This window comes from Vibrio sp. T20 (genome assembly GCF_007858795.1).
Lineage (GTDB): Bacteria > Pseudomonadota > Gammaproteobacteria > Enterobacterales > Vibrionaceae > Vibrio > Vibrio satsumensis.
The window spans coordinates 23,324-35,270 of sequence record NZ_VFEB01000254.1 but is presented as its reverse complement, the minus strand read 5'-3'; the positions used below and the strand labels follow the sequence as shown (position 1 = coordinate 35,270).

General features: G+C 44.5%; 12 protein-coding genes. 6 read left to right on the top strand and 6 right to left on the bottom strand.

Translation table 11 applies throughout. From position 1 onward, the window contains the following. Nucleotides 1-187 precede the first annotated feature (187 nt). Nucleotides 188-583, top strand: a complete 396-nt coding sequence (locus tag FTW16_RS23715; RefSeq protein WP_146492718.1) for a hypothetical protein — start codon at nt 188-190, stop codon at nt 581-583. A 124-nt stretch (nt 584-707) separates the two neighbouring features. Continuing rightward, nucleotides 708-1,724 carry an alpha/beta hydrolase family protein gene (locus FTW16_RS23710; RefSeq protein WP_146492717.1) on the top strand — a complete coding sequence of 339 codons (1,017 nt, stop codon included), beginning with the start codon at nt 708-710 and terminating at the stop codon, nt 1,722-1,724. A gap of 30 nt (nt 1,725-1,754) precedes the next feature. Here FTW16_RS23710 and FTW16_RS23705 read toward each other — a convergent pair whose 3' ends face one another. Both FTW16_RS23705 and FTW16_RS23700 read right to left on the bottom strand, forming a co-directional pair. Then, the gene (locus tag FTW16_RS23705; RefSeq protein WP_146492716.1) at nt 1,755-2,813 is read right to left on the bottom strand and encodes a helix-turn-helix domain-containing protein; all 1,059 of its coding nucleotides are present in this window, start codon (nt 2,811-2,813) and stop codon (nt 1,755-1,757) included. A gap of 106 nt (nt 2,814-2,919) precedes the next feature. Continuing rightward, entirely contained in the window at nt 2,920-3,876 is a 957-nt protein-coding gene (locus FTW16_RS23700; RefSeq protein WP_146492715.1) for a GlxA family transcriptional regulator, read from the bottom strand. Between the two features lie 89 nt (nt 3,877-3,965). Here FTW16_RS23700 and FTW16_RS23695 point away from each other — a divergent pair, with 89 nt between their 5' ends. Then, complete coding sequence (locus tag FTW16_RS23695) at nt 3,966-4,529, top strand: cysteine hydrolase family protein (protein ID WP_146492714.1); 564 nt, start codon at nt 3,966-3,968, stop codon at nt 4,527-4,529. A 90-nt stretch (nt 4,530-4,619) separates the two neighbouring features. Here FTW16_RS23695 and FTW16_RS23690 read toward each other — a convergent pair whose 3' ends face one another. From FTW16_RS23690 to FTW16_RS23680, 3 genes are all read right to left on the bottom strand, one after another. Further along, on the bottom strand, nt 4,620-5,978 hold the full coding sequence (locus FTW16_RS23690; protein WP_146492713.1) for a Na+/H+ antiporter NhaC family protein: 1,359 nt from the start codon (nt 5,976-5,978) through the stop codon (nt 4,620-4,622). A 235-nt stretch (nt 5,979-6,213) separates the two neighbouring features. Further along, nucleotides 6,214-6,996 carry a 2-keto-4-pentenoate hydratase gene (locus tag FTW16_RS23685; RefSeq protein ID WP_146492712.1) on the bottom strand — a complete coding sequence of 261 codons (783 nt, stop codon included), beginning with the start codon at nt 6,994-6,996 and terminating at the stop codon, nt 6,214-6,216. Nucleotides 6,997-7,200: 204 nt separating this feature from the next. Then, a complete protein-coding gene (locus FTW16_RS23680; RefSeq protein WP_146492767.1) occupies nt 7,201-7,506 on the bottom strand; it encodes a DUF3861 domain-containing protein in 306 nt (101 codons plus the stop codon). Nucleotides 7,507-7,608: 102 nt separating this feature from the next. On the opposite strand from FTW16_RS23680, the gene FTW16_RS23675 reads away from it, so the two are divergent. After that, on the top strand, nt 7,609-8,034 hold the full coding sequence (locus FTW16_RS23675) for a MarR family winged helix-turn-helix transcriptional regulator (protein WP_146492711.1): 426 nt from the start codon (nt 7,609-7,611) through the stop codon (nt 8,032-8,034). A 129-nt stretch (nt 8,035-8,163) separates the two neighbouring features. Here the strand turns inward: FTW16_RS23675 and FTW16_RS23670 are convergent, their stop codons facing one another. Continuing rightward, a complete protein-coding gene (locus tag FTW16_RS23670; protein WP_146492710.1) occupies nt 8,164-9,948 on the bottom strand; it encodes an SgrR family transcriptional regulator in 1,785 nt (594 codons plus the stop codon). Nucleotides 9,949-10,550: 602 nt separating this feature from the next. Here FTW16_RS23670 and rimK point away from each other — a divergent pair. Then, the gene (rimK, locus tag FTW16_RS23665) at nt 10,551-11,456 is read left to right on the top strand and encodes a 30S ribosomal protein S6--L-glutamate ligase (protein ID WP_019824669.1); all 906 of its coding nucleotides are present in this window, start codon (nt 10,551-10,553) and stop codon (nt 11,454-11,456) included. 32 nt (nt 11,457-11,488) lie between these two features. Continuing rightward, complete coding sequence (locus FTW16_RS23660) at nt 11,489-11,917, top strand: ATP-dependent zinc protease (RefSeq protein WP_017631356.1); 429 nt, start codon at nt 11,489-11,491, stop codon at nt 11,915-11,917. Nucleotides 11,918-11,947 lie beyond the last annotated feature (30 nt).

Here is an 11,947-nt window from a genome sequence, read left to right as displayed (position 1 = left end):
TCAATAACGAGTCTTAATGAAAGGAGTCACACCATTTGTGGCTCCTCTTCTCCCATTTCCCCGCATTTCACGCCCTCGTTTTGCCTAACTCTTTCGGATATATCTCCACGCTTATTGCACTACATCAAGGTTCACTTCATTTTGAGGTGTAGGATGCCCCTCTTCACCTTTCCTTGAGGCCTTTGATATGTCATCAGCTGCTTTGAATCTGCATTCCAATACACAAACATCTTCTTTGGCTACTGCGCCAATACCAACACGAACACCAACAAACTTAAAGCCAATCACAACGAAAAAACCGGATCTGAATTCGGCAATGCTGAGTCTCATCGAAGAAGTTAAAAATGAACTCCCGCTCTATGAGTCAGAGACATTCATTTGTGGACCAAAAGGAAATTGCTCAGGTTGCTCTAAGAAATTGCTAGAGATGGTCGACACAGAATTGATGTACTGGGAGCACAGCATTTCAATGGGACAAGGACCAAACTTCGAAGAACTGCGTCGTTTTGGCAAGCTATGCAGCAGCGTAAGACGCGGCTTAGAAAGAAACGGCTTGGTAGAGAAACGCCCTAGAAGAAGGTGACTAGAGCCAAGTCGTTAATTTTGGTACTGAAACACGATCTAGGGCGTCCTCGATCGTGTTTGAGGTCTCGTCCTCACTGGCTTGAGCGCATATTGACTCCAATTACCTCAATTGGAGTTAAACCATGAAATGGATACATTTACTGTTCACACCCCTACTTTTCCTTTGCGCTTCATCAATCGCTTCCGATGTCGGATTCACCCAGATAACCTTAACAGACGACCCTATTCGCCCCCTCAACACTGCCATTTGGTATCCCACACAAGATGAATCAAACACGTCCTTGATTGGCGATAACCCAGCCTTTATAGGCACGAGAGTCATCAAAAATGCCAAGATCCAATCAGGTAAGTTTCCCGTTGTCCTCATATCGCATGGTTATCGTGGTAACTGGCGAAACCAGAATTGGTTGGCGACCGAACTTGCACATCTCGGATACATAGTCGCCTCAGTCAATCATCCGGGAACAGCATCTTTTGACCAATCCCCAAAGCAAGCAGCGAAATGGTGGGAAAGACCGCGAGATATCACACGAACTCTCGATTACCTGTTAAGCGAAGTGCTATGGAAGCAATCTGCTAACGCCAACAATATCACTGCAATCGGACATTCATTAGGAGGCTGGACAGTGATGCAATTGGCAGGAGCGAAAATCGATAGACCAACCTTTGAGGCCAATTGTCTCATATACCCTAACCCACGAACTTGTGGGCTTGCTGAAGAGCTAGGGCTAGACAAAGTCCAAGCTGAAGAACCAAACCAAAAAGACCTTTCAGATCCTCGAATTCAACGTGTAGTTAGCCTTGATCTGGGGCTTTCACGCAGCTTTTCAGTCGGCAGCCTAAATGAGATTAAAGTGCCAATCTTAATACTGGCGGCTGGGATTGATATTGGCGACTTACCTCAGGCATTAGAGTCTGGCTACATGGCAGAGCATATTCCTCTTAGTTCGAGACAATACAAAGTCTACGAAAACGCCACTCATTTCAGTTTCATTCAACCATGTAAATCAGGAGCCGAAGTAATACTTGAAGAGGAAGTACCGGGCGATGGCATTATTTGTAAAGACGGCTTAGGATCTTCACGCGGTGAGCTACATCAATTGATATTGAATGACATTATTGGCTTCCTGAATCGATAAACTTAGAAGTAAACAAACTCAATCTAACACTTATGGCGAGCTTCGAAACTCACTCGGAGTTTGCCCAGTAATCCTTGAAAACTCTCGATTGAAATTGGACTTGGTTTGAAAACCTGAATTGAGGAAGATATCGGTTATCGTGTCATCACTTTGCTTCAATAGAGTCTTGGCATACTCAATTCGATAAGCGTTGATCACCTTCGAAATGTTCTCATTATGAGTTTGGTTAACCGCTGACGATATCTTGCGAGCTGGGATGCCTAGCTTTCGTGCCAAGCGATTGAGAGACAGATCAGGATCCTTAAATAATTGATGCTCCCTCATTAATGCATCGAACTTAACCATGATCTGCGCGGTTTCTTCTGCTTGGTCTTCATCTAGGCTGCTCGCTAGTGTAGTCGATGTGTCGACTTCTTCTGGAGAGCGTTGTGACATGGAAGATAAATCCTGAACCTGCTTGGTTTTTTCTTCGTCAGGCGTGCTCATACTGACCACCATCACAGCGGACACAATGGCGGGAATAAGGACAAGGTAGCTTAGCGATAAAATCAGGTGGGTGTGCTGCGCATCCAACAGCAAGATATCGTAAAAGAGCACACCGTCGACTAAGGCGGAAAATAGTAGCATTACACCTGCAACTCTTTCAGCAGCCAGCACTTTCGATACATCGGTCAGCCGCACTTGTTCCGGCACTCGCAGCGACGACTTCAGCAGCAAACTACCATATCCGAGATAGAGCAAGATCAGCAATACATCAAGAGTTCCCGCCCAGAGATGCGCATAAAAAAGTGAGCCAACTAAAACAGCAATTGGGCCTAGCCAATGAAAATGTGTACTGGATTGACTTCGATGAGCTCCGGCAAAGCATAACCAAGCCGCCACTGGAACACTAGCACCGAGAATGGGTTGTAAGAAGCGAAACAACGCAATATCAAACGTCCATCGCAGGCCCACTACCGTCACCATCAACGCGCAGAGAATGATAAACCAAAATGGCTTTTGACTGGTTTGTGGGTAACGGCATCGAAGCAGCACACCTGTCATCAATAACAACAGCGCTGCGACAAATGGTAAAGGAATGGCAAGCATCAATAGTCCGTTTGAGTTCGAGAAAAGATCACTCCGCTTCAAGCACTTCATTAGCGAAGTGACTGAGCGAACCAGTGATACATATTGAATATCAATCTATGGTAAATCATTCCTCCGATAAAAATCTAGAGCGAAACCTTGATGGTGTTAAACCAATGATTTTCATAAAGACTTTTCGGAAGCTGTTAACGTCTTCATATCCAACTAAGTAACTGATTTGTTCTACAGGTTTGTGTGAGCTTTCCAGTAGCTCACACGCGCTTTGAACACGCACGTGTTGAATATAGTTAATCGGAGTCAAGGTCGTCGCTTTGGTAAATTGTCGGATAAAGGTTCTTCGCGTCATGAAGGCTTCCTCCGCCAATTGATCAAGCGTCAAAGGAAGGTGGTGATTCTTTTGAATAAAGCGCTGCACAGAGACAATCTTGTCATTCCCATGAGCGTAGTTAGGCACAAAACTTTGGTAGTAGCGCTGCTCTCTCAACCCCGTATCCAACACCAGATACTTACCCAAATTACGCGTATTGGTCGGCGTCGTGTATTTAGTCAGGATAAACAGAGCCAAATCCATCCACGACATCAAACCACCAGCAGTAATGATGTCATCGTCATCGATCAGGATTTTATCGATATCCACTTCGATTCCAGTATGTAGCTCCGAAAACAACTGTTGAGCTTGCCAGTGCGTTGTGACGGTTCGCCCTTCCAACAATCCTGTTTGAGCAAGAATGAACACGCCTGCGCACGCTGAGCACAATATTGAACCCTTTTGATGAGAGTCAATCAGGTAATCCGTTAGCCTATCATCACGGTCTAGGTAGTAACTGCCATCTAGGTTGGGCGGTAATAAAATGATATCGGCTTTAGACTCTTCACCTGAATTAGCCGATGAAACCGATAAGTCGCCATAAGGCTTAATCTCAACCTGAAACTGAACCGCTTTATTGCCAGAATCAAGGCTGTTCGCCATCTGAAGGAACTCTTTTACTCCAAACACAGCGCTCTGCAGAGACCCTGGGTAATCGATGATTTCGACCTTCACTGATTTTGTCACTATTGCCATATAGTCTGTCATTTTTGACGTGCGTTAAAAAACACAGGGTAGTCATAATATCCATACACCGCAACACACTAAATACAAAGGTATAGACTATGAAGAACACAGCCCTACTACTTATCGACTTTCAAAATGACTATTTCCCTTCATACGAAGGTGCAAAATGGCCGCTATCTGAAACAGAAAAAGCAGCCGAAAAAGGTGCACAGTTATTATCAGCTTTCAGAGACAAGCAACTTCCTGTGGTTCATGTACATCATGAGTTTCCGACGAATGATGCTCCGTTCTTCTTGCCAGAATCAGACGGTGCTCAAATCCACAGCAGCGTGACTCCGCGAGAAGGTGAGCCAGTCATCGTAAAGCATCAAATAAATAGCTTTAGAGATACAGAACTGGACAAAGTATTGAAGGAACAAGGCGTTGAAAGGTTGATCATTGTTGGCGCGATGAGCCACATGTGTATTGACGCAGTGACCCGCGCAGCAACTGACTTGGGTTATGAATGCCACGTCGCCCATGATGCTTGCACAACCTTAGACATGGAGTTCAATGGCGTTAAGGTTCCAGCAGCGCATGTCCACGCCGCATTCATGGCTGCACTGAGCTTTGGTTATTGCAATGTCGCGACAGCAAACGAGCTTGAGAGCCTGCTTAAATAAAGCTCAAAATCAAAAGCCAGCTTCTGAACAATTCTTGTAGATACAAAAAAGGCGCCGATTACGGCGCCTTCTCATTAAAATCTATTTTTACTAAGCTTGAGCCACTTGGCGTGCTGGGTGTTTGATAAACACAGCAACAACAGCCACGATAGCAAGTGCAAAACAGTAGTACGAGTTAGAGACAATCTCTAGCGGCGATAAATTGAATACCGAACCTAGTAGCAATACCTGAGCACCGTATGGCAACACGCCTTGAATCACACAAGAGAAGATATCTAATAAGCTTGCAGAACGACGTGGCGACACATTGTTCTCTTCCGCTAATTGGCGAGCCACACTACCTGAAACAATAATCGCTACTGTGTTATTTGCCGTGCACATGTTAACCATAGACACCAAACCAGCAATACCCAACTCACTTGCGCGGCCGTTCGCTTGCTTAGAGTGTGAAGAGCCGAACGCACGAATCATGCTACTTACCAGGTTAGTCAAGAACGCTAGACCGCCTTGGCGACGCATCAGCTCACTCAAACCACCGATCAGCATCGATAGTAAGAAAATTTCCTGCATGTTTCCAAAGCCTGCATAGATGTCTTGCGCGTAATCCGTTAAACCGTAGTTCTCGACTGAACCTAAGCTAACGCCACCCGCCAATAAGATACCGATTGTTAGCACAACGAACACATTCATACCTGATACCGCAAGAATCAGGATAGTGATGTAAGGCAGTACTTTAAGCCACTCAATAGGACCCGTTTCAGGCACTTGAGTTGCAGTGCTGTTAAAAGCAAAGATAACAATCGCGATCAGTGCAGCAGGAAGTGCAATACGGATGTTCTCTTTAAACTTATCTCTCATCTCACAGCCTTGCGAGCGTGTTGCAGCAATCGTGGTATCAGAGATGATAGAAAGGTTGTCACCAAACATTGCGCCACTTAAAACAACACCCGCTGTCAGTGGAATGCTCATGCCAGCAGAATCCGCAATGCCCAGTGCAACAGGCGCTACCGCCGCGATGGTGCCCATCGAAGTACCCATTGCTGTTGCGATGAAAGCAGAAATTAGGAAGATACCCGGTAGTATCATGCTCGTCGGGATCGCCGACAAACCAAGGTTTACCGTCGCATCCACACCACCAGAAGCTTTAGCAACGGCTGCAAAAGCACCTGCCAATAGGTAGATCATACACATTGCGATAATGTCTTTGTGACCTACTCCACTCAAGAACTGTTCGATAGCACGGTTCAATTTATCTTTGCTCAACAACAGCGCCAACATCACAGCAGGTAAAGCCGCAATCGGAGCTGGAAGCTGATAGAAAGCAAAATCGACACCTTGCAACGACAGGTACGTACCTACGCCAATAAACAGCGCAAGGAACACAATCAGAGGGATAAGCGCCACTGCCGAAGGGGCAATGACCGCATTAGAGTTTTTTGAATTGGACATGGAACGACAACACTATAGAACAGGAAGGAGAGCAGACTAATGTCACACTTAGGACTTGTCAACGTCTAGACGTCTAAACGCCCAATATAATGCAAAGCAATATGAACCCTATTGAACATCAAATAATAGAAAAGGCTATTTACTCACCAGTAAATAGCCTTTCGAGAAGTAATCGCCTATGCGCAAGGCAGAGTTTTGAGAGCGGCTATCTTAATCAATAGAGCTTTTAAATAACCTAGCACTTTGGTGTGAAAGTCACTTGGTACTCTCCGATACCATCATAAGCAACGGTTGTTAGCTCGTCGAAGCCAAGCTCAACAACACCACAGTAAGATCCTGTAATGATCGCCTCGCCCGCTTCAAAACTGACTCCACGCTTGGTCATGGTATCGATCAACCAGTAAACGGGATTTTGAGCTAATGCGTTAGGGTGAGTACCAGAAAATGCCTGAACTTTTCCAGCTTGAGTTATAGCCACTTCGACCTTGGCAGCAGCAAACGCTTTATCTCTCTCTATTTCAGGACCAAGAAACAGACCTTGGTTTGCCAAGCAATCGGCTAAAACTTCGTAAAACTCTGCACCACTGTCATCAGCAAAGCGAGATTGAATTAACTCAAGTGCCATATGGCAAGAGCCAATGGCATCATTGATTTGTGCTTCGCTGTAACCATTTGAGTTCGCAGGCAAAGACTTAGCCAGTACAAAAGCGATTTCTGGTTCTACTCGGGCTACCTCTTTACCTGGCACTGAGCCTGTATCTGCGAACAGTTCACAAACTTCACCTTGCTGAACGTTGTCAGCGAAAATAGGCGCTACAATAAATTTGTTTTCTGCAAGAGGTAACAGACACTTCCAGCCCACCACTCTATCTGAGCGAATTTCAATCATGGATTCTTGAATGGCTAACGCATCATCTAAACTGGTTGGGCGATAATGTTCGATTAATCTTGGCGCTTTAATTCCCGCTGTGCGACGGCTTAATAACTCTTTAGCCGCCTGCTCAAATACACTTGTCATAATATACCGTTTAATTTAGAACGATTAGAAATAGGCTCGGGCAATGGCATCACTCATGCGATGGTTGCACCATAAAGTGTTCAAAGGCCTATTGTCACATGTCCCGCAAGTGAACACATACCGCTAAGTCAATATATTAAACGAAAAGCCAGTACCTGATGATCAGTTTGCTGGCTTTTTGAATATGTCATTGCCGGACAAGCGCTACGCGCCTTTCAGCGTCTTCTTAAGATTTTGCATGAAGTTTCTGAAGTGAGGCATGAAATCTACAAACAGAGGGTGCTTTCTATCTTGCATCATCAACGGTCCCAGCAAGCGAATACTTACACCTAGTCTCGTTGCGGATTGCTCATCTAAACCACTGTCCTGCTTGAGCTTATCTACAATCGCGAACATGTTTTCTCGATCTTCAATTTCAAACTGCATGGTTTGCAGTTCACGATCTTCCTTGATGTTCACTTCTTCGATAGTGATACGGTAGTGATTGTGTTTGCCTGTGATTGTTTGCATCGTCATTACTGTCTCCTAACTTGAATTCACGAACAACTAAGTTGATAATATCAACTATAAATACAATAGTTGATAGTGTCAACTATATTCTAAGGATCGTTTATGTCTGATAACACATCGTTAGAGTCTATCTTTCGTTTAGTACACTCTTTGAAACGTCAAATGAGTGAACAGATTGAGAGCTTGGATTCTGAGATCGCACCCATGAACATTCGTGTCATGAAGATCATTACTAAGAAATCTCCATGTACGGCTATCGATATCGCGCACTACTTAAACCGCGATAAAGCGCAGGTCACGAGATTAGTTAATGCATTGATCAATCAAGAGCTTGTGAAAAAGTCTCCAAATCCAGAAGACAAGCGCAGCCAGTTATTGATTCTGACCGATAAGGGTCAAGAGGTCATGAGTAAGGTTTCGGATCTAGACCGAGACATGTTGAAGAGAATGACCAAAGGCATGGCCGAAGATGAGTTAGAGCAATTCAGGAAAATTGCAAAGAAAATGGCGCAGAACTTAGAGAGCTGATCTTAAAAATAAAACGAAAAAACGCCACCGAATCGAATAATCGGTGGCGTTTTTTGTAGAATTTGGTTTTACCTACATATAAGCATGCCAAAATCGACTTTGAAAACGCTTTATCCTACTCGGTAAGCATTAATCAGCAGACCATACATTCTTGAAATCTGGCCAACCCCAGTTCGTGATGGCTACATTCTTCAGAATACCTTGGAAACGCACGGTTTGTAGGTGATGAAACATAGGCACTAACCAATAATCTGAGATCAGAGTAGACGCGATCGGTTCTAACTCTGCCAAGTAATTAGGCAGTTCAACGGATGCTTTATGACTATCCAAACGCTGCTTGAGCCAATCACTGTTCATCTCTCCTAAAGCAGAATGCAAAACAGGATCGTTCATCATCCAAGAGAACAGCGAAGACGGGGCATTGTCATCGAGATTCAAGTTACACAGCACCAAGTCCTCCTTTAACTCGCCACTCTGAGAGAGCTCCGCCAACTCTCGAAAACTGTAGGTGTTCACCTCAACTTCCACACCATATCGTTTGAGTATGTCGGATACGCAAACCGCACATCGATACAACGCATAATAGTCATAAACCGCAATACTCATCTTTTGTGGCAGTTGTGCATCTTTCGAAGGCGTTCGATACAATTTCTTCCAACTTGGCAGTATATTTTGAGCTAAAGAGACACTAAACAGACCCTTGTTATGTTCCAACTGAGACAAGATCGCTTGTGGGTTGGTCAGTTCTGAAAGGTATTTGCGCTGCTCATTATTTAGTGAACTGGCCGCTGAGTTCTGATTGAATAGGATAAACAGACACCCATCCTCGACTCGGCTACGAAGGCCGTCTGTATCTGCAGAAACAAGTTCCGCATCGCTTTTCCCTAACTGATGGAAGCAAGATGAATCTTCATAAGGCGATACCTGCATTTGGCTGCCATCGAAGCGAGCAGTGCCCGTCATTGATTCCTCAAACTGCCAGATGGTCACCTCATCGGTTAAAGAGCGGCAACCATAATAATGTTCAAATGCGGCGAGCTTGATTCGTTCATTGTTGGTCTCAACCACTTTAAATGGGCCGGTTCCAATAACAGCATGGGTCACAGAACTTAATGGAGACGGTTCACGGGTGACTTGCGCTGCGGGTTGAATCGAATATTTAACGCCAGCAAGTAAACCAGCAAAGCCGGTATCTGCCTTGGTGAGTTGGAAGCTGACCCTCAATGGTTGTTCACTGTAAACCGAAGCGACATGGGCGAGCTCTGTCTGATAGAAAGGTAAAGTTTGCAACGCAGAAAACATCGAAACTAATTGCTTAGCATCCACAAGCTGCCCGTCATGGAAAGTAAGTCCCGGGCGCAGATAGAAAGTCCAAACTAGCTTTTCAGCATCATATTGCCAATGATGTGCCAGCTCAGGCTTCAGCTCGCCTTTGCCATTGCAAGTCACTAAACAACTGAACACTTGCCTGATCAAAAATCGTTCACTACTGCGGTGAATATGATGCGGGAACAGATCTTCGAACTTACGTTTGTAGGTTAATTGGACGTGCAGTAACCCTTCGCGCATCGTCGCACCGGATGTTTCTTGGAGAAGAGAGCCAAACACTGAGCGGTCATTATCCAAAATAGAGAGTGCTTTTTCGTACTTGCCCTGCTCTATCAGCTTGCTGGCAACATGTTGCGTCAATTGTTGATTACTAAAGCGCAATGTCAGGTTAGAACGTTGATTCCTTCCGACTTTTGGCTCCCACACCACCCATTCAGCTTGATGCATCTTGCCGAGTAAGGTTCGTGCATGACGCAAACTGGTAAACAGCTTGTCTGCGACCTCAGTTAAAGTCACCGAGTGTGAGATGTGAGGCTCGAATAAATCCAGCCGAGTGTAGTAACGCATCATGTTTAGATCAGACAAATAATGAACCTTTTAGAAACAATCCTTCCTCATAAAGCCGATTATAAAACACATTTGTCTTTAAGTGACGATAAAAGACAAAAACAGGAACAATCATCTAAAAACTCATCTGTTTATTACTTCCTGTTAAATAACCATAATTAATGGGTCAGCAAGGAACTTTGAGTTCCTACCAAAGCCCAAGACAAGAGAAGTAATCATCATGAGAAAATACTATCTTAATAAGCTAAAAAGCACCTGTAGCAAGCTCGAAAGAGAAGCACTACGAACACTTATAGAGCTATGTAACTGGCGTTATTAGTACACTTTTAAGCACCGAGTTAACGCGAGTTGAGTACAACCTAATATGCTCCTACCCCCGATATGAGTTAGGTCTCAACTCGCTTTTCCATTCCAAATCCCCTCTCAACCCAGCTGTACCAATCGCTCACGAATTCGATAAATTTCTATTATCGACTCGACAAATTTAATTCGTTTTCTTAGTTAAACGAAAAGCCTTAAGGTTCGCCCCGAAGCAAGCAAAGAGCCTCAGAAAAACTGAAAGCTCAGCTAACAACTAATTTATTTGCAGTTACCAATCAGGTATTAACTAAGGAAACGCCATGCGTATCGCAATTCTTTCTCGCAACGAAAACCTATACTCTACTTCTCGCTTAAAAGCGGCTGGAGAGGCACGTGGTCACCAGGTCGATGTTATCGACACGCTGCACTGTGATATAGATATCGCGAGTAACAATCCGAAGATTCGCTACATGGGTGAAGAGCTACCTCAATACGATGCTGTTATTCCACGTATTGGCGCTTCCATTACCTTTTACGGAACTGCGGTTGTTCGCCAATTCGAAATGATGGGCACTTTTTGTATCAATGAGTCAGTAGCAATCAGTCGTTCTCGCGACAAACTGCGCTCACTACAACTGTTGTCTCGTAAAGGTATTGGCTTACCAAAAACAGGTTTCGCTAGCCGCCCAGACAAGATTCAAGACTTGATCAAAAACGTTGGTGGCGCACCACTGGTTATCAAGCTTCTTGAAGGTACTCAAGGTATCGGCGTGGTTTTAGCTGAAACAAATAAAGCAGCAGAAAGCGTTATCGAAGCATTCATGGGCCTAAAAGCGAACATCTTGGTTCAAGAGTTCATTGAAGAAGCAAATGGCGCAGATATCCGTTGTTTTGTTGTTGGTAACAAAGTAATCGCGGCAATGAAGCGTCAAGCTGGTGAGGGTGAATTCCGCTCTAACCTGCACCGTGGCGGTACAGCTCAACTGGTTAAACTAACCAAAGAAGAGCGCGCTACAGCAATCAATGCTGCGAAAATCATGGGTTTAAACCTATGTGGTGTTGATATTCTACAATCTAAGAATGGCCCTGTTGTAATGGAAGTTAACTCTTCTCCTGGCCTAGAAGGTATTGAGAAAGCGACTGGTAAAGATGTAGCAGACATGATTTTCGAATTCATCGAAAAAAATGCAAAACCAAACGCTAACCGTACTCGTGGCAAAGGCTGATTTAACGCCGTTAACTCATGATTGGAAATAACATGAACAATAAAATGATCATAGGGAATACTGAAGCACTTTGCTTACCAGAGTTAGGGATAACTGGACTACATACACGTGTTGATACAGGAGCTAAAACCTCTTCTCTACACGTAGACAATCTACTATGTGTAAAAACAGACGGTGAGAACTTCGTTGAATTCGATCTTCACCCAGACGTTTACCACCTAGAAGAGACAGTGCGCTGCAAGGCGAAACTGAAAACAAGCAAGAAAATCAAATCATCTAACGGCGAAGTTGAACACCGTTGTGTGATTGAAACCATGCTAAAAATCGGCGGTCAGGAATGGCCTATCGATATCACGCTAAGCAACCGTCAAGATATGACTTATATGATGTTGCTTGGTCGTCAAGGCATGAGTGACAAAGTGATTGTTGACCCAGCGGGTGAATTCCTGCTGACTCACTAATCCGAGTCATCGTAACCGCTCCACAGGTTA